This window comes from Ruegeria sp. CK2 (assembly GCF_056536585.1).
Window position 1 is genome coordinate 113,993 of the sequence record NZ_JBQFPW010000011.1, and the last position, 17,135, is coordinate 131,127.

The following is a 17,135-nucleotide window of genomic DNA, read 5'->3' on the forward strand; positions in this document are numbered from 1 at the left end:
CTGAACCGCAAGGTTTAAGGGCGGGTCTTCTGACCCGCCCTTTTCTTTTGCGTCGACATCGTGTTTCTCTGCGCCAAAGACAGATTGAGGAACGCCATGTCATTGCAAGATATCACCGCCCGCATTGCCAAGGCCGAAACCAGTTCCGGACGGTCTGATGGGTCGGTAAAGTTGATCGCCGTGTCCAAGGTGCAGCCAAATGAACGGGTCCAGGCCGTTCTTGAACAAGGGCACCGCTGTTTTGGTGAAAACCGGGTTCAGGAAGCCGCTGGCAAATGGCCCGCGTTCAAAGAGCAATACAGCGATATTGATCTGCATCTGATCGGCCCCTTACAAACCAACAAGGCGCGTCAGGCGATGGAGCTTTGCAACGCGATCCATTCCGTCGATCGTCCCAAGCTGGCAAAGACTTTGGCAAGGCTGGCGCAGGAGATCGGATCCTGTCCTGATTTGTTCATTCAGGTGAACACCGGAGCAGAAGACCAAAAGGCGGGAATTCTTCCTGCAGATGCAGATGGGTTTGTAGCGGAATGCAACGAACTGGACCTGCCGGTTCGCGGATTGATGTGCATCCCTCCGATTGATGAAGAACCGTCGCTGCATTTTGCATTATTGGCTAAGATCGCTGCACGCAACGGGCTGAAAGGTCTGTCCATGGGCATGAGTAGCGATTTCGAACAGGCCATCGCGTTGGGGGCGACCCATGTGCGTGTGGGGTCCGCCATCTTTGGCGAGCGGGTCAAACCGCAGGGATAATCAATCGTGTGCCCGGTACGATATGACGGGCAATCCAGTGCAGATGCTCACGTCGAAAAGCCACGCATCCTTCGGTAGGATAGCCAGGTCGGCGCCATTGGTGCACAAAGATTGCCGAACCTCGACCCGCCACTGCGTTTGGCCAGTTCCAGTCGGTAATAAACACCAGATCATAAAGCGGGTCCGCGCGGCGCAGTTTTTCGTGGCTGTACGCGTATGGCGCCAAGACTAAGTGATTGTAGTCTTTGTCGGACACATCGTCAGACCAAAGATCCCGAGGTCCGATGGCGCGCGCCCAGTAGTTCGGTGCTGCGATGCGGTCGGCCCGATACAACATGCCCGCGATACGGTGGACGCCTGTTGGGGTAGCCCCATCGCCCTCACGTTTGAAATTGCTCAATCCGCCCCTGCCGATTGAACAGGGGAAAAGCTGACCACGAAACCGAACACCATTCGGTGTCAGCACCAGATCACCGGGTGTCACAGCAGATGCCCGGACTTCGCCGCCTTGGTTGCCAGATACGCACGGTTGTGGGCGGTTTCGCCGACTTTCAACGGAACACGTTCGGTCACAGCGATGCCGGTACGCTCCATCATTGCAATCTTGGCGGGGTTGTTTGTCAGCAAACGGACCGAGTTGAACCCCAACGATTTCAGAATGTCCGAGCCGAGGCGAAAGTCCCGTTCATCATCTTCAAAGCCTAAGCGGTGGTTGGCTTCGACAGTGTCAAACCCCTGATCTTGCAGAAAATAAGCGCGCATCTTGTTTGCCAGACCAATGCCTCGACCCTCTTGATTCAGATAGAGCAGGACGCCTGCGCATTCTGATCCCATTTGGGCCAGCGCGCCTCGCAGTTGCGGGCCGCAGTCACATTTCAGGCTGCCCATCAGATCACCGGTAAAACAGGCCGAGTGCAATCGCGCCAAAACCGGCTTGTCCCGGTCCGGACGCCCGATCTCAACTGCATAATGCTCTTCCCCCCCATCTTCGGGGCGGAAAACATGCAAACGTCCAGCTTCTGATACTTCCATCGGCAGGCGCGCGGCGACAACCTCGTGCAGCGCGCTGCGGCCCGCCAGATGAGGGGCAGCGCGGGTGTGATCAATGCATGTCAGACCGTGGTCTGCGGCGAATGTTTTGCCGTCCTCGACCTGAACCACGATCGCTGCGGGCAGAAGACGCGCAGACTTTGCCAACGCGATAGCAATACGGTGCAAGTGTGCGTTGCCCTGCCGCTTGGTCATCAGCGGTCCTTTCATAGGGGAACTTAGATCGTCCGACGGATCGGAAACGGCCTGAACCCAGCCGAGATCTGCATCTTCTGGAATCAAAACCCGCGCCAGATCACCATCATAGGCCCGTGCCTTGAGCGTTTCCGCTCGTCGTCCAGTGATTGTGACCACCGGTTCGCCGCCAAGCCTACGAAGATCGGCCAGGCGTTGCGGGCTGAGTGTTTCTGCCGAGGCAGCAAGCACGCCGAACCCGCTGTCGTCCGTCAGTACGACGGGTACGCCCATGCGCAGATCTGCGCGGGCTCGTGCAAGCAGTTCGGTGATATCTGGGATCAGACTCATCTATGTTACCCTGTAACGTTCAGCCCTTGTCCTAGCGCTTTCGGGGCAAAATGTGAAATATTTCCGCTGCCTTGGACACGAGGGCGTGAGCGCGTTGCAGCAAAGCTTGTTGATTGCATATTCCACGCGCAAGTGATGGAAAAGGCTTTGGAGGACCGGGAAATGGCTCAACTCAAGAAAATCCTGCTGGTGGATGACGATGAAGACCTGCGCGAAGCACTCAGCGAACAACTGGTGATGACCGAGGATTTCGATGTGTTTGAAGCGCATGACGGTCAGTCCGCAATGGAGCGGGCGCGCGAGGCGATCTACGACCTGGTGATTCTGGATGTTGGTCTGCCGGACACGGACGGCCGCGAGCTGTGTCGCCTGATGCGTAAACAAGGTGTCAAAAGTCCGATTCTGATGCTGACGGGCCATGACAGCGATGCCGATACGATCCTGGGTCTGGATGCTGGTGCCAATGACTACGTTTCGAAGCCATTCAAGTTTCCGGTTCTGTTGGCCCGTATTCGCGCGCAGCTTCGGCAGCATGAACAGTCCGAAGACGCTGTTTTTGTTCTTGGCCCCTATACGTTCAAGCCTGCGATGAAAATGTTAATCACTGAAGATGACCGCAAAATTCGTCTGACCGAGAAAGAAACCAATATTCTCAAGTTCCTCTATCGTTCAACTGATGGCGTGGTGGCCCGGGACGTGTTGCTGCACGAGGTCTGGGGTTACAACGCTGGAGTGACTACGCACACGCTGGAAACTCACATCTACCGGCTGCGTCAGAAAATCGAGCCTGATCCGTCAAATGCGCGTCTTTTGGTCACAGAATCGGGCGGATATCGCCTAGTATCTTGATCGCCTGTAGATTGATTTGGATCAAAGTGATACTCTGTGGTCATAATTAGATTACTCCCGACCCGTGTATGTCCGGGTAATGACATGCACCTCCCTGTTGGACTGCCGGGCCTTTGGCCCGGCCTTTTTTTGTTCTGTTATTGCTTGTTATCAGCAGGATTGCGGACAATTCCAACATTGCTCCGCATCAGATGTTCTTGTAATGTTCCATTAGAATTTTCTGGATGGAGGCATTCTTGGTGATTCAGGGTAGTTGTTGTTGCGGAACAGTTAGGTTTCAACTGAAACGCGAACCCTCCGTAATGGGCACGTGTCATTGTTCCCGATGCCGTAAAGCCGGGGCCAGCACGATTGTGTTTGTGAAAAAGGAAGATCTGATATGGCTGCAGGGTAGGGACAAGGTGGCGTTGTACCGGCCAAATGCTCCTTACAAATACGGCAGATGTTTCTGCAAAGACTGCGGAACATCTCTTGGCGAGATTCTGTCGGATGAAGACAGTTTCCCAATCGCAGCGAACGCGCTGGACACGACGTTGACTTCAAAGGTCCAGTTTCACGAGTTTGTCTCGGAGAAACCTGATTGGTATGAGATTTACGATGATGCACCCCAATCTGATGGGCATCCGTCCTAGACGTTTTTTCCGATAGCACCTGCACCTACACCGCGATAGGTTGCGCCAACCGCGACAGAGGAAGCCTGCCCCATGCCCTTTACCCTTGCCACCTGGAACATCAACTCGGTCCGTCTGCGTGAGCCGATCGTGCTGAAGCTGTTAAAGGAAGAAGCACCGGATGTTCTGTGTCTGCAGGAATGTAAATCGCCAGTGGAAAAGATCCCAACCGAGGCGTTTTCGGCGCTTGGCTACAGCCATATGATTGCGCGGGGTCAAAAGGGCTATAACGGCGTCGCTATTCTGTCTCGCTTACCCATTGAGGATGTTGGCGACAAGGACTTTGCTAGTCTGGGGCATGCCCGACATATCGCCGGTCGTTTGGAGAACGGAGTGACGATACATAATTTCTATGTTCCTGCAGGTGGGGATGTGCCCGATCGCGAAGTGAATGAGAAATTCGGTCAAAAACTCGACTATCTGACTGAAATGCGGGACTGGTTTCACGCGGACAAGCCAGAGAAATCAATTCTGGTCGGGGATCTGAACATTGCCCCGCGTGAGGATGACGTCTGGTCCCACAAGCAACTGCTCAAGGTCGTGTCGCACACACCCATCGAGGTCGAGCAACTCGCCGAAACCCAAGACGCAGGCGGTTGGATCGATATCACCCGTCAGGATATCCCCGAAGGGCAGCTGTATAGCTGGTGGTCCTACCGCGCGCGAGATTGGGATGCAGCGGACAAGGGGCGGCGGCTGGATCACGTCTGGGCGACACCCGATATTTCGAACGCGGGCCATTCCAGCAGGGTTCTGCGCGACGCGCGTGGCTGGGAAAAGCCAAGTGATCACGCTCCGGTTTTTGCGACCTTTGACATTTGATCGGATACGGCCTGAAAACTCCCCCTTGGTTTCCGCGCTCAGTGGTTGCATATAGGGCGCAAATTTGAACGAAAGAGTGATTGCCATGGACCTTCTGAACACCGCAGCCGGCTCTGATACCGGTGATCTGATCAAAGATGGAACCGAGGCCACGTTCATGGCCGACGTTGTCGAATCCTCACAGGACATTCCTGTTATCGTTGATTTCTGGGCACCTTGGTGTGGCCCATGCAAAACGCTCGGCCCACTTTTGGAAGAAGCCGTAACCGCTGCCAAAGGCGCGGTGAAAATGGTCAAGATCAATGTCGACGAAGCTCAGGCAATCGCCTCGCAATTGCGCATCCAGTCGGTCCCAACCGTGTATGCCTTTTTCAAGGGTCAGCCTGTTGATGGATTTCAGGGTGCCGTGCCGGGATCTGAAATCAAGGCATTTGTGGATCGTGTTATAGAAGCCGCTGGTGGGGAAAGCCCCGGTGGACAATTGGAAGACGCGGTGGCAGCAGCCGAGGAAATGCTGACTGAAGGTGCCGCTGTTGATGCAGCTCAGACTTTTGCCGCTATCCTGGGCGAAGACCCCAACCATGCCGCGGCTTATGGTGGTCTTGTGCGTTCTCACATTGCATCTGGTGATCTTGAGCAGGCCGAAGCGATCTTGAATGGCGCACCCGCCGAGATCTCTACGTCGCCTGAAATCGAAGCAGCCCATGCGCAGCTTGAGCTGGCCAAACAGGCCGCTGACGCGGGTCCGGTGGCCGATCTGACAGCGCTGGTGGACGCTGAACCGGACAATCATCAGGCGCGATTCGATCTGGCGCAGGCACTGCATGCCAATGGCGATGTGGAAGAGGCCGTGGCGCAACTCCTAGAACTGTTCCGCCGGGATCGCGAATGGAATGAAAGTGCAGCCAAGTCGCAGCTGTTCACGATCTTTGATGCGTTGAAGCCAAATGATCCGATTGTTCTGAACGGACGCCGCAAACTCAGCTCGATGATATTTGCCTAATTCCGGTTCAGAGCTACACTCGGATACATGATGCATCCCGCCGACCTGCCGGATACGATATCCGTTTTTCCACTGCCCGGGGCGTTGCTGTTGCCCCGGTCACGCTTGCCTTTGCACATATTTGAACCGCGCTACCTGCAAATGCTGGATGATGCTTTGAAGACCAAGGAACGTCTGATTGGCATGGTGCAGCCGAACCCGTCCCCGAGTGACGAAAAGAAATTGCATCAGATCGGATGTGCCGGTCGTGTGACACAGTTTTCCGAGACTGAGGATGGTAGGTATCTGATCACGCTCACCGGGGTTTCGCGGTTTCGGATCACTTCGGAACTGGACGCATTCACACCTTATCGGCGGTGTGCTGTCGCATGGGGTGGGTTTGACCGCGACTTGGGTAAAACCGAAAAGGATGACGAGTTTAATCGTACACGGTTCTTAACCTTACTCGAGCGGTTCTTCTCATCACGGGATTTGTCAACTGATTGGGATTCCATGAAAGATGCCGATGACGAATTACTGGTGAATTCGCTTTCGATGCTTCTGGATTTCGATCCCGAAGAAAAACAGGCTTTGCTTGAGGCGCCCTGTTTGCGCACCCGGCGCGAAACACTGGTGACATTGATCGAGTTCGCCCTTCGTGGCGGTTCAAATGAGGAAACACTGCAATGAACGCATCCGAACACGCATTTGACCGCCACATGCTTGAGGCGCTGATTTGCCCAAAAACCCAGACGACCCTGCATTATGACGCTGACCGACAGGAGCTGGTGTCGAAAGCTGCGGGTTTGGCGTTTCCGATCCGCAATGGAATACCAGTGATGTTGGTGGACGAGGCCCGCGAACTGGACTAAATCGCGCGGCCCTGCAGCAGTTTCGGCAAGTCTCCGGTCAGCCCGGCGGCCTCGCGCACAAAGCTACGGCGCAACCCGGGCAGCGAGCCGACCAGGCCCATGCCGATATCGCGGCCCATCCGCAGGACAGGGTTGTCGTTTGAAAACATCCTGTTGAACACATCCGTCGCCATGGCCAAAGCGGCGGTGTCAAACCGGCGCCACTCTTGATACCGCTCCAAAACCAGTGTCGATGCGATGTCTTCCCCTCGACGCCCAGCCAAAGTCAGAACCTCGGCCAATGCGCCTACATCGCGCAGGCCTGCGTTCAGGCCTTGCCCGGCAATCGGGTGCATGCCGTGGGCGGCGTCCCCGACCAAAGCCAAATGGTCCGATATGAAGGAATTGGCGATGGTCAGGTTCAGCGGGTAGGTGAATCGGTCGCCCTGTAGCCATATGTCACCGAGGAAATCTCCGAAACGGGGGCGCAGGACCTGAAGATAATCCGTCTCAGACATGGCGTTGATGCGCTGCGCGGTTTCCGTATGTTCGCTCCAGACAATCGAGCTGCGGTTGCCGGTTAGAGGCAGGATCGCCAACGGGCCTGGGGGCATAAAAAACTGATGGGCGACGCCATGATGCGGCAGATCATGTTCGATGGCGCAAACCAGGGCTGTTTGGCCATAGTCCCAACCGCTGCGCTTAATACCGGCACGCGCCGCTGTACCGCTGCGGCGACCATCACATCCGACGACCAACTGACCCGAAACGGTGGATCCGTCGTCAAGTGCCAGTGTTACGCCTGCCATGTCGGTCTTTTGAGAAACAACTGTCTTGCCGCTGAGTTGGGTGATCTGCTGCTCTTGCGTCATCGCGTCCAAAAAGGCGCGGCGAAGGTGGCGGTCTTCGACCATGTATCCCATCGGACCTTCTTCGATCTCGGCATGGTCGAAATGCATAAAGAACGGCGACGGGCCAGCGCCTGCGTAGCCGTCCGTCACCTTGATTTCCAGCATTGGCTGCGCGTGCTCCGCGACCCGATCCCAAACCTTGATCGCATCCAGAAGACGCTGAGACGCCAACGCCAAGGCATATGCGCGCCCATCAAACGTGGCCTTCATACGCAGCGTCTCTGGCAGCGTGTCTATTACTGCAACCGAATGCCCGGTTTGCGCCAACGCCAGCGCCAGCGCCGGGCCATTCAAGCCGCCGCCAACGATCAGGATATTCGAAGCCATTGTCATGCCCTGCAATATGCGCGCCCTTTCGGGATTGTCCATGTGCGGTCCTGTCGCTACCGTCGCCAAAAGCCAGAAATCGGAGGGATAAAATGCAGGATTGGTTGACCATGACGGCGTGTGATCTGGGTCGTGGAATCGGCATGGGCCAAATTGATCCGGTTGAGTTGACCGAAACCTACCTGTCCGCCATTGATGCCCATCCGCACCGCGACCGGATCTATGCACGCGTGAGCCATGACAGAGCACGGGCCGAGGCTGCCGCCGCCAAAGAGAGAGCGGGTCTGAGCTTGCGACGTTCCTTGTTGGATGGGGTTCCGATCAGTTGGAAGGATTTGTTCGATACCGCTGGTACAGCAACCGAGGCAGGATCAGCCTTGCTGAAAGGCCGCGTACCCGACGCAGACGCAGTGGTTCTACGCAACGCCACAGCCATGGGAACCGTCTGCTTGGGCAAGACACATATGAGCGAATTGGCCTTTTCGGGTCTTGGTTTGAACCCGATCACCGGCACGCCGCCCTGTATTGACGATGAAGACGCGGTTTCAGGTGGATCATCCTCTGGCGCAGCGGCGTCTGTTGCTTGGGGTTTGGCGGCATGTGGCATTGGGTCGGACACGGGCGGGTCCGTGCGCATCCCGGCTGCCTGGAACAATTTGGTGGGTTTGAAAACCACCGCTGGGCGGGTCAGTCTGGAAGGCACGGTACCGCTCTGCCTGCGCTTCGACACCGTAGGGCCCTTGGCGCGATCTGTCGAAGATGCAGCACATGTGCTGGCGCTTCTGGAAGGTGGAACACCCGCAGATCTACGCGGGGCGACACTGAAAGGGCGGCGGTTTGCCGACCTGCAGAATGTAGCCAAGGATGATCTGCGTGATATGCCGCGCAAAGCTTATGATGATGCGCTGCGAAAACTACAGGAAGCGGGTGCTGAAATCGTTCCTTTGGACGTGCCGGAATTGAACGAGGCGATGGGTCTGTCCGGTGTTCTTTACACTACCGAAGCCTATGGCCTTTGGCGTGACGTGATCGAAGCGAACCCCGAGGCGATGTATCCCGAAATTCTGGAACGGTTCCGTATGGGCAAGACGTATTCCGGTCCGGATTATGTGTCCGCGTGGTCGAAATTAAAGGCTTGCCGCACCGCTTGGGATGCGGCAACGGCCAGTTTCGACGCCGTGTTGGCCCCGACTGCGCCAATACTGCCGCCCAATCTGGACCGTTTGATGAGCGATCATGAGTATTACGTGACCGAGAACCTTCTTGCCCTGCGGAACACCCGGATCGGCAATCTGATGGGCTTGGCTGCGCTGACTTTGCCCACTGGAACACCGGGATGCGGCCTTATGATGTTGGGCTATCCAGGGTCTGAAGAGGCCCTATTGCGTGCCGGTTCAGCGGTCGAATCTGCACTGACCTGAATGCCACAATCCCCTGATTCGGCACCTCTTTGTCTGGACGAAGGGGTGCGTGATCTGTAATCTGACAAAAAACGGGGCGAAAATGATCCCGGTATTGAGGCAGTACTTATGAATTTCCCCGAGCGGTTCTCGAACCTACCGGCATATGCATTCCCGCGCCTGCGCGCCCTGTTGGATCATCATCAGCCGGGTGGCGACGTAATTCACATGACCATCGGCGAGCCCAAGCACGATTTTCCGGCCTGGGTGACGGATGTGATCATGGAAAACGCCGGTGGATTCCAGGGATATCCGCCGAATGAAGGATCACCCGAACTGCGCGCTGCCATCACTGACTGGATCAAACGGCGCTATGGCGTGGCGATGGATCCGGACACCAATGTGATGGCTCTGAACGGCACGCGCGAGGGGTTATATAATGCCGCGATGGCCCTGTGCCCCGAACAAAAGAACGGCCAAAAACCGGTCGTCCTGTGCCCGAACCCATTTTATCAGGTCTACATGGTCGCCTCGATCTCGGTCGGAGCGGAGCCGTATTTCGTACCTGCTACCGCAGCCACGGGACATTTGCCGGATTATGCAGGCTTGCCCGAGGACGTGTTGAACCGCACCGCCGTGGCCTATATCTGCTCGCCCGCGAACCCGCAGGGGGCGGTCGCATCGCGCGAATATTGGGCCGAATTGATCCGGCTGGCCGAGGCATACGATTTCCGCATCTTCGCCGATGAGTGCTATTCCGAGATTTACCGCGACGAGGCACCAGTTGGCGTTCTGACTGTCGCACAAGAGCTCGGCGCTGATCCCGAGCGGGTCACGCTGTTCAATTCACTGTCGAAACGGTCGAATTTAGCTGGTTTGCGGTCGGGTCTGATTGCAGGCGGGCCAGAAACGATCAAGCTCGTCAAACAGTTGCGCGCCTACTCAGGTTCCCCGTTGCCCGCGCCGCTTCAAGCTGCCGCCGCCCGGGTTTGGGCAGACGAGGCCCATGTTGCTGAAAATCGTGCGCTCTATCAGGAAAAATACGCCATTGCGGATGCGGTTTTCGCCGGCGTTCAAGGCTACATGCCCGCTGAAGCCGGGTTTTTCCTGTGGTTGCCCGTCGAGAATGGCGAGGAAACAGCGCTTAAGGTTTGGCAGGAAACCGGAGTTCGGGTTTTGCCGGGCGCATATCTTTCTCAAGGTGATCCGGGAAAGAACCCGGGCGAGCAGTTTATCAGGGTCGCCATGGTGGCCCCAAGAACAGAGATGCAGCACGGGCTGACCCAGCTCCGCGACTGCATCTATTTGTGAGGTACGAGGGCAAAATGGCATCTTACAACGCGCGCAACCGCGATCCATTGTTGGACAGCACGACCCAAGCCGCCATTGAACGGCGCAGCAAGGAACTGATCGGGATAGCCCTGATCCTTTTGGGCTTTGCCGCCGCTGCAATGATCTGGTCCTATACGCCGGACGATCCGAACTGGATGGTATCAACAGACGCACCAGTGCAGAACTGGATGGGGCGGATCGGCGCCTCGATCGCAGCGCCGCTGTTCATGATCGTTGGTTGGGGAAGCTGGGGCATTGCGTTGGTGCTGATTGGCTGGGGTGTGCGGTTTGCCGGGCATTTCGGTGAAGAGCGGGCCGTAGCCCGCTTGATCTTTGCCCCGATCTGGATTGCCGTTGTCTCTGTGTACGCCGCAACGCTGCTACCCGGTGCCGAGTGGCGCGCGACCCATAGCTATGGGTTAGGAGGCCTGTTCGGCGATACTGCAATGGGCGCCTTGCTGACCCTGCTGCCGATCGCCTCTCATTTTCTGGTCAAACTGATGTCCCTGATTATGGCCGTTGGGATGATCGCATTGGGTATCTTTGTGCTGGGCTTCATCAAAACGGATGTACAGCGGGGGTTCCGCGCGTTTCTGTTGGGACTCGTGATGGCCTACGACATGCTGATGACCCTGTTGGGCCGCGGAGCGTCAGCGACGGCACGGGCTGCGCGCGAACGTCGCGCACAGTGGGATGATCGCAAAGCGGCTCGCGTGGAAGCGGCCGAGGCTGTTTACGAGTACGAGTTGGCCTACGCCGATCCAGTCTTTGATGAGCCGGAATTGTTCGATCCGGAACCCGTTGCTAAGACGGGTCTACTGGCCAGAATGCCCTCACTGATCCGCCGCCCGGACCCAATGCCAGAACCCGAGTTGATCGACCCGGATCCTGTCATGGGCTATGATGACATGCCCGGAGAGGACCGCATTCAGTCCAAAATCTCGGCGGCTGTGCGCAATCGCAAAGTCGCCAGCGGGGAAGTGACACCAGAGCCCGATCCGAATCTGCCGCTCACCAAGGGCAGGGGGCGCGGACCCGACCCCCTGATCCTGAATGCTTCGCAGAACGATGGATTACCACCTGAGCCGCCACTGACTTCGACGGGTTTGCCGCCGGAACCGCCGATGACAGGTGCCGGGGCAGTCGACTGGCAAGACCCGGTTGCCGACGCATATGCACCGCAGCTGGCTGATGCCGACGACTACATGAATGAGTATCAGCCCCAGCCAGAAATTGAGGACGAAGCCGTGTTTGAAGATGCGGCCGATCAGGCGATGCAATCACGTCCTGCGATGAAAATTCCAGTCGCAGAGCCGCGGAAGCCCGTTGTGGCACAACCGGTTCGCCGTGCACCTTCACCGTCGCGTCGTGCGCAGGCCGAGGCGCAACCGACATTGTCATTCGAAGAAAAGCACTCGGATTTCGAATTGCCACCGCTTGGCTTGTTGTCAAACCCGTCCGCCATTCAGCGCCATCATCTGAGCGATGAGGCCTTGGAGGAAAATGCACGGATGCTTGAAAACGTGCTGGATGACTATGGCGTCAAAGGCGAGATCGTCAGCGTCCGTCCCGGCCCGGTTGTTACCATGTACGAATTGGAGCCGGCACCAGGCTTGAAAGCCAGCCGTGTGATCGGTCTGGCCGACGATATCGCGCGGTCGATGTCAGCGCTATCGGCACGGGTTTCGACCCTGCCGGGTCGCTCGGTCATTGGCATCGAATTGCCGAACGAGAACCGCGAGATGGTGGTGTTGCGGGAAATTCTGTCCAGCCGAGATTTTGGCGACGGCAATCAGGCCCTGCCGCTGGCATTGGGGAAGGATATCGGCGGCGAGTCTGTTGTAGCCAATCTGGCCAAGATGCCTCACCTTCTGATTGCCGGAACCACCGGTTCCGGTAAGTCGGTGGCAATTAACACGATGATCCTGTCGCTGCTGTATAAGCTGACTCCGGATGAGTGCCGCCTGATCATGATCGACCCCAAGATGTTGGAATTGTCGGTTTATGATGGCATTCCGCACTTGCTGTCGCCCGTTGTAACCGACCCGAAAAAGGCAGTTGTCGCCCTGAAATGGGTCGTCGGCGAGATGGAAGATCGCTATCGCAAGATGTCCAAAATGGGTGTCCGCAACATCGCCGGCTACAATGGCCGGGTGAAGGATGCGCTGGCCAAGGGCGAAATGTTCAGCCGTACGGTTCAGACCGGGTTTGACGATGAAACCGGCGAGCCGATGTTCGAGACGGAAGAATTCGCACCAGAGTCGATGCCCTATATCGTTGTAATTGTCGATGAAATGGCCGACCTGATGATGGTTGCAGGTAAAGAGATTGAGGCCTGTATTCAGCGTCTGGCACAGATGGCACGGGCCTCGGGTATCCACTTGATCATGGCAACGCAGCGGCCTTCAGTCGACGTGATTACCGGTACGATCAAGGCAAACTTCCCGACCCGTATTTCGTTCCAGGTAACATCGAAAGTCGACAGCCGTACCATTCTGGGTGAAATGGGCGCTGAACAACTGCTGGGTCAGGGCGACATGCTCTATATGGCGGGCGGTGCCAAAATCACCCGTTGTCACGGCCCATTTGTCTCGGACGAAGAGGTCGAAGAAATCGTCAACCACCTGAAACAGTACGGCCCGCCGGACTATGTGAACACCGTTTTGGATGGTCCGGCCGAAGACAAAGCCGACAATATCGATGCTGTTTTGGGCTTGAACACCGGCGGTAATACCAATGGTGAGGACGCTTTGTACGATCAGGCGGTGGCGATTGTGATCAAGGATCGCAAATGCTCGACCTCATACATTCAGCGGAAACTTGCCATTGGTTACAACAAAGCTGCGCGGCTTGTTGAGCAAATGGAGGACGAAGGCGTTGTTTCATCGGCAAATCATGTCGGTAAGCGCGAAATCCTGGTCCCCGAGCAATAGGATATTTAATAACAAGGTCAAAGCGCATATCTGAGTGTCATGAAACAGATTGCTTTTGCCCTTGCTTTAACACTGGCTGCCCCGGCGGCCTGGGCCGCGGATAAGCTTCCGCTGTCGCAGATATCAACCTACCTGAACGGTTTGAAAACGGTTCAGACAACATTCACTCAGGTCAATGATGACGGGTCGCTGAGCACAGGGAAGCTGTGGCTGGAGCGACCGGGCAAAATGCGGTTTGAATACGACCCACCCAACAGTGCGGTTGTTGTGGCCCGGTCTGGCAGCGTCAAGATATTCGATCCTAAGTCGAACCAACCGCCCGAGCAGTATCCCCTGAAGCGCACCCCGCTATCCTTGGTTTTGGCGAGGAACGTGAACCTCAGTCAGGCGAATATGGTCGTGGGCCATAGCTTCGATGGTACGGCCACAGTCGTGACAGCTCAGGATCCCAAAAACCCAGATTCCGGTCGTATTGAACTTATGTTCACAGGTGATCCGGTTGAGCTTCGCAAATGGGTGATCCATGATAACGCAGGCAGCCAGACCACGGTATTGCTTGGACCGCTGGCGGACGGCGGTCGCCTGGATCAGGATTTGTTTTCCAGCAAGGAAAGGCGCGGGTCAGACAATCGCTGACCCGCCAAGCCAGTCTTAGTATCTGCAACCGGCCAGTTGTGACTGATACAACTGTGCGCGTGAATCCACATCGCTGGCGACGTTCAGCAGCCAGGACTTATTGTTGTAGCTTCCGCGCGCAAAACCAGTGTGACCTTCGTGATAGGCTAGATACTGATTGCGTGTGTCGGCGGGGTGAATGCCGTTGCGCTCGTATGATTTGTTCATGTACCAACCGATAAAGTCAGATGCATCGCGGATGCGATCCCGCTTGGCGCGGCGCTTTCCGGTTTCGCGCTGATATTCATCCCAAGTTCCATCCAGAGCCTGACTGAAGCCATAGGCGCTACTTTGCCGACCCATCGGGATCACGCCTAATACGTAACGATGCGGCGTGCGCGCGTCGTGGCGGTATCGGCTTTCTTGGTAGATTGTCGCCATCTGGACGTGAACAGGCACGCCCCATTTCCGTTCGGTGCTTTTGAACGCCTTGATGAAATCCGGACGTTCGCGCGCAATGCTGCATGCATCGTTCAGCTTGCTGGGCGGTCGTTGCGAACCACCCCCGCAGGATGCCAAAAGCAGCACCCCGAAGAGTACGATAAGAATTCTGCTCATGTGCCTCGTGCCTTTTTTCTTTATTCTAGCGCAGATTGTAGTCTGAGGGAATCACATTCGTCATGAAGCGATGGCCAAAACGGCCGATCCGTCAGGCGTGGACATGCAAGCACACGTCATTTCCTGCGTCGCAAATCGGGCGACAGCCAGCTAATCGACGACGAAACCTAACGTCACCGTAGTAAAACCGGTGCTTGTCGTTGAAAAAACGAACCCCATGTTCTTGCACACTGTCAGTCAGAGGTTCACAGACTGTTTCCCTGAATTGCAGATCAATGATTGGATTTTATACCCGGAACGGGGTAGTAACTGCTTTGGGGGCAGAATAATGCTGAAGACACAAGCCAAGTACCGCCTGGGTCAGGTGGTTCGCCACAAAAAACATCCCTTCCGAGGGGTGGTTTTTGACGTGGATCCTGAGTTTTCAAACACTGAGGAATGGTATGAGGCGATCCCGGAAGACAGCCGTCCGATCAAAGATCAGCCATTCTACCACCTGCTGGCCGAGAACGACCAATCCTTCTATGTAGCTTATGTTTCAGAACAAAATTTGATCGCCGACCAATCTGGCGAGCCCGTTGAGCATCCCGATATTCCCAACATGTTCGGGCCTTTTGAAGACGGTGGATATCCGTTGCACTTCCACCTTAACTGAGTAAGTCTGACCCGCTCGTTGCGATGCGGTTTCCGTCAATACCCGATGGCGCAGCCGTCTTTGCGCGGATCACTTGCTCCTTCGAGAACTCCATCCTCGCGGATTCGTATTGACTGTGCGCCACCCAGTGGTGTTTCCGGTTTTTGAATATTGTGACCCATTTCAGACAATTGTTTCGAGATTTTATCTGTATGACCGCGTTCCAGCTTTAGGACGGATCCGTCAGCAAAAGCGCGAGGGGCATCAATGCTCTCCTGCAGTCCAAGGCCGAAATCAGTAAGGTTGGACAGGAAACGCGCGTGACCGGTTGGTTGGTAGGCTCCGCCCATAACTCCAAATGGCATCATCACCCGGCCGTTTTGGCGAAGCATCCCCGGGATAATCGTATGCATGGGACGTTTCCCGCCACCAAATTCATTGGGATGACCCGGCTGCAAGGTAAAACCAGCCCCTCGGTTCTGCAGAAGAATTCCGTATTTTTCGGATGCAATGCCTGAACCAAAACTGTGAAATATGGAATAGATCAACGACACGGCCATTCGGTCACGGTCTACGACAGTAATATAAACCGTGTCCTTATGGACCGTCTCGGTCAGCGGCGCCGGTGCAGACATCGCGCGTTTTGGATCGATTAGGGCGGCAAGCTGCTCTGCTATCTCACGGTTCAAGAACCGCTCCGACATATCGGTGTGATCCGGATCGGCGATGAGACGATTTCGTGCGTCATACGCCAGTTTCGTGGCCTCAGCCTCGATATGCACCCGTTCTGCCCCAAAAGGATCCATGTTTTGCAGATCGAAATGCCTGAGAATGTTCAGCAACAGAATGGCCGTGGCGCCCTGTCCGTTGGGCGGATGCTCGACAAGTTCGATACCACCGTAGTCTCCGCTTATGGGGTCCGTGACCGTGCATCTGGTATTCATAAAATCCTCGTCGGTATGAACGCCGCCCATTGAAGCCAATGCTGCGATCATGTCTTGAGCGATTTCGCCCGAATAGAAGGCGTCGCGCCCATTGCGGGCGATCCGGCGTAGAACTTCTGCTTGCCCCGGTGCTCGAAAAACCTGACCGGTTTCTGGTGCCTTTCCGTTGATCAAATAGCGTTCTCTGGCTGCGCCTTGCAGCGTCGCTGCACCGATCTGCCAATCAAAAGCCACTCTGGGTGCGACTGGAACGCCCCGTTCCGCATAGTGAATCGCCGGTTGCAAAAGGGCTTCCAGACCCAAGCGCCCCTCGGTCTGAGCAAGGTGACAAAACGCGTCCACGGCCCCGGGGATGGTAACGGCGTCAGGACTGTTCAATGGAACGGAGGCAAAACCCTTGTCCCGCAAGTGTTGCGCCAAAGCGCTCTCAGGCGCGCGGCCCGAACCGTTCAGGGCGCGTATTTCGTTTTCGCCCGCTCGATTGAACAGAACAAAGCAATCACCGCCCAATCCTGTCATTTGCGGCTCACAAATTCCAAGCAGAACGGCACCGGCAATCGCAGCATCCATCGCATTGCCGCCTTGGGCGAGAACATCGATCGCCACCTTTGCAGCCAGCGGGTGCGATGTGGCGCACATCCCTTCGATTGCCAAAACCTCTGACCGACCTGGTTTGTGCAAATCACGCATGGCGCATCCCCTTCGCATTGACGTGGCGAAGGTATATCGCGGTCTCGTTTTGTCCAGCTATTTCAAGGGAGAAGTTCCTCGGCGCCGTTCACTGGGTGGGGGCTGTGATTCGTGACGCCGAGGGAAGCTATCTGAGCTACAGGATGAGTTATGAACGTTGTTTGGGGCGCTACAATGGTTCGAAAATGGCCTTATTGTGACTATCCTCGCTAAACTAACTGTGCC

General features: G+C 56.2%; 17 protein-coding genes. 12 read left to right on the forward strand and 5 right to left on the reverse strand.

The window, feature by feature from the left end:
- Window positions 1-96 precede the first annotated feature (96 nt).
- A complete protein-coding gene (locus tag ACR0BU_RS16680; RefSeq protein WP_480738085.1) occupies window positions 97-756 on the forward strand; it encodes a YggS family pyridoxal phosphate-dependent enzyme in 660 nt (219 codons plus the stop codon).
- Here the strand turns inward: ACR0BU_RS16680 and ACR0BU_RS16685 are convergent.
- Together ACR0BU_RS16685 and ribA are read right to left on the reverse strand one after the other, a co-directional pair.
- Window positions 740-1,240, reverse strand: a complete 501-nt coding sequence (locus tag ACR0BU_RS16685; RefSeq protein WP_480738084.1) for a L,D-transpeptidase family protein — start codon at window positions 1,238-1,240, stop codon at window positions 740-742. The two genes, ACR0BU_RS16680 and ACR0BU_RS16685, sit on opposite strands and share 17 nt — an antisense overlap.
- Window positions 1,237-2,331: a GTP cyclohydrolase II gene (gene ribA / locus ACR0BU_RS16690; protein WP_480738083.1), complete on the reverse strand. Its 1,095-nt coding sequence runs from the start codon at window positions 2,329-2,331 to the stop codon at window positions 1,237-1,239. The genes ACR0BU_RS16685 and ribA overlap by 4 nt, the downstream gene beginning before the upstream one ends.
- Window positions 2,332-2,493: 162 nt before the next feature.
- Here ribA and ACR0BU_RS16695 point away from each other — a divergent pair, with 162 nt between their 5' ends.
- The 6 genes from ACR0BU_RS16695 (at window position 2,494) to ACR0BU_RS16720 (ending at window position 6,527) form a co-directional block, all read left to right on the forward strand.
- Window positions 2,494-3,180, forward strand: a complete 687-nt coding sequence (locus tag ACR0BU_RS16695) for a response regulator transcription factor (RefSeq protein WP_120634046.1) — start codon at window positions 2,494-2,496, stop codon at window positions 3,178-3,180.
- A 224-nt stretch (window positions 3,181-3,404) separates the two neighbouring features.
- Window positions 3,405-3,812 (forward strand): GFA family protein, encoded by a 408-nt coding sequence (locus ACR0BU_RS16700; protein ID WP_480738082.1) that lies wholly within the window; start codon window positions 3,405-3,407, stop codon window positions 3,810-3,812.
- 72 nt (window positions 3,813-3,884) lie between these two features.
- Window positions 3,885-4,673 carry an exodeoxyribonuclease III gene (locus ACR0BU_RS16705; protein WP_480738081.1) on the forward strand — a complete coding sequence of 263 codons (789 nt, stop codon included), beginning with the start codon at window positions 3,885-3,887 and terminating at the stop codon, window positions 4,671-4,673.
- 85 nt (window positions 4,674-4,758) lie between these two features.
- A complete protein-coding gene (trxA, locus tag ACR0BU_RS16710; RefSeq protein ID WP_480738080.1) occupies window positions 4,759-5,676 on the forward strand; it encodes a thioredoxin in 918 nt (305 codons plus the stop codon).
- A 27-nt stretch (window positions 5,677-5,703) separates the two neighbouring features.
- The gene (locus ACR0BU_RS16715) at window positions 5,704-6,345 is read left to right on the forward strand and encodes an LON peptidase substrate-binding domain-containing protein (RefSeq protein WP_299887694.1); all 642 of its coding nucleotides are present in this window, start codon (window positions 5,704-5,706) and stop codon (window positions 6,343-6,345) included.
- Window positions 6,342-6,527: a Trm112 family protein gene (locus ACR0BU_RS16720; RefSeq protein WP_298937333.1), complete on the forward strand. Its 186-nt coding sequence runs from the start codon at window positions 6,342-6,344 to the stop codon at window positions 6,525-6,527. Before ACR0BU_RS16715 ends, ACR0BU_RS16720 begins: the two co-directional genes overlap by 4 nt.
- Here the strand turns inward: ACR0BU_RS16720 and ACR0BU_RS16725 are convergent.
- A complete protein-coding gene (locus tag ACR0BU_RS16725; protein WP_480738079.1) occupies window positions 6,524-7,786 on the reverse strand; it encodes an FAD-dependent monooxygenase in 1,263 nt (420 codons plus the stop codon). The two genes, ACR0BU_RS16720 and ACR0BU_RS16725, sit on opposite strands and share 4 nt — an antisense overlap.
- 50 nt (window positions 7,787-7,836) lie before the next feature.
- Here ACR0BU_RS16725 and ACR0BU_RS16730 point away from each other — a divergent pair, with 50 nt between their 5' ends.
- The 4 genes from ACR0BU_RS16730 to ACR0BU_RS16745 all read left to right on the forward strand — a co-directional run bounded on the left by ACR0BU_RS16730 (window position 7,837) and on the right by ACR0BU_RS16745 (window position 14,045).
- On the forward strand, window positions 7,837-9,165 hold the full coding sequence (locus tag ACR0BU_RS16730) for an amidase (RefSeq protein ID WP_480738078.1): 1,329 nt from the start codon (window positions 7,837-7,839) through the stop codon (window positions 9,163-9,165).
- A gap of 108 nt (window positions 9,166-9,273) precedes the next feature.
- Window positions 9,274-10,455 (forward strand): aminotransferase class I/II-fold pyridoxal phosphate-dependent enzyme, encoded by a 1,182-nt coding sequence (locus tag ACR0BU_RS16735; RefSeq protein ID WP_480738077.1) that lies wholly within the window; start codon window positions 9,274-9,276, stop codon window positions 10,453-10,455.
- A 14-nt stretch (window positions 10,456-10,469) separates the two neighbouring features.
- On the forward strand, window positions 10,470-13,409 hold the full coding sequence (locus ACR0BU_RS16740) for a DNA translocase FtsK (protein WP_480738076.1): 2,940 nt from the start codon (window positions 10,470-10,472) through the stop codon (window positions 13,407-13,409).
- 39 nt (window positions 13,410-13,448) lie between these two features.
- A complete protein-coding gene (locus tag ACR0BU_RS16745) occupies window positions 13,449-14,045 on the forward strand; it encodes a LolA family protein (RefSeq protein WP_298937328.1) in 597 nt (198 codons plus the stop codon).
- Window positions 14,046-14,060: 15 nt separating this feature from the next.
- Here ACR0BU_RS16745 and ACR0BU_RS16750 read toward each other — a convergent pair whose 3' ends face one another.
- The gene (locus ACR0BU_RS16750; RefSeq protein ID WP_298937327.1) at window positions 14,061-14,642 is read right to left on the reverse strand and encodes a transglycosylase SLT domain-containing protein; all 582 of its coding nucleotides are present in this window, start codon (window positions 14,640-14,642) and stop codon (window positions 14,061-14,063) included.
- A gap of 328 nt (window positions 14,643-14,970) precedes the next feature.
- Between ACR0BU_RS16750 and hspQ the strand changes: the two genes are divergently transcribed.
- A complete protein-coding gene (gene hspQ / locus ACR0BU_RS16755) occupies window positions 14,971-15,297 on the forward strand; it encodes a heat shock protein HspQ (RefSeq protein ID WP_298937326.1) in 327 nt (108 codons plus the stop codon).
- Window positions 15,298-15,332: 35 nt separating this feature from the next.
- Here the strand turns inward: hspQ and ggt are convergent, their stop codons facing one another.
- Window positions 15,333-16,910 (reverse strand): gamma-glutamyltransferase, encoded by a 1,578-nt coding sequence (gene ggt, locus ACR0BU_RS16760; RefSeq protein WP_480738075.1) that lies wholly within the window; start codon window positions 16,908-16,910, stop codon window positions 15,333-15,335.
- Window positions 16,911-17,135 lie beyond the last annotated feature (225 nt).

Coding starts and splice junctions, on each gene's coding strand:
- ACR0BU_RS16680 (WP_480738085.1), top strand. CDS start 97: ATGTCATTGCAAGATATCACCGCCCGCATTGCCAAGGCCGAAACCAGT.
- ribA (WP_480738083.1), bottom strand. CDS start 2,331: ATGAGTCTGATCCCAGATATCACCGAACTGCTTGCACGAGCCCGCGCA.
- ACR0BU_RS16695 (WP_120634046.1), top strand. CDS start 2,494: ATGGCTCAACTCAAGAAAATCCTGCTGGTGGATGACGATGAAGACCTG.
- ACR0BU_RS16700 (WP_480738082.1), top strand. CDS start 3,405: ATGGAGGCATTCTTGGTGATTCAGGGTAGTTGTTGTTGCGGAACAGTT.
- ACR0BU_RS16705 (WP_480738081.1), top strand. CDS start 3,885: ATGCCCTTTACCCTTGCCACCTGGAACATCAACTCGGTCCGTCTGCGT.
- trxA (WP_480738080.1), top strand. CDS start 4,759: ATGGACCTTCTGAACACCGCAGCCGGCTCTGATACCGGTGATCTGATC.
- ACR0BU_RS16715 (WP_299887694.1), top strand. CDS start 5,704: ATGATGCATCCCGCCGACCTGCCGGATACGATATCCGTTTTTCCACTG.
- ACR0BU_RS16720 (WP_298937333.1), top strand. CDS start 6,342: ATGAACGCATCCGAACACGCATTTGACCGCCACATGCTTGAGGCGCTG.
- ACR0BU_RS16725 (WP_480738079.1), bottom strand. CDS start 7,786: ATGGACAATCCCGAAAGGGCGCGCATATTGCAGGGCATGACAATGGCT.
- ACR0BU_RS16730 (WP_480738078.1), top strand. CDS start 7,837: ATGCAGGATTGGTTGACCATGACGGCGTGTGATCTGGGTCGTGGAATC.
- ACR0BU_RS16735 (WP_480738077.1), top strand. CDS start 9,274: ATGAATTTCCCCGAGCGGTTCTCGAACCTACCGGCATATGCATTCCCG.
- ACR0BU_RS16740 (WP_480738076.1), top strand. CDS start 10,470: ATGGCATCTTACAACGCGCGCAACCGCGATCCATTGTTGGACAGCACG.
- ACR0BU_RS16745 (WP_298937328.1), top strand. CDS start 13,449: ATGAAACAGATTGCTTTTGCCCTTGCTTTAACACTGGCTGCCCCGGCG.
- ACR0BU_RS16750 (WP_298937327.1), bottom strand. CDS start 14,642: ATGAGCAGAATTCTTATCGTACTCTTCGGGGTGCTGCTTTTGGCATCC.
- hspQ (WP_298937326.1), top strand. CDS start 14,971: ATGCTGAAGACACAAGCCAAGTACCGCCTGGGTCAGGTGGTTCGCCAC.
- ggt (WP_480738075.1), bottom strand. CDS start 16,910: ATGCGTGATTTGCACAAACCAGGTCGGTCAGAGGTTTTGGCAATCGAA.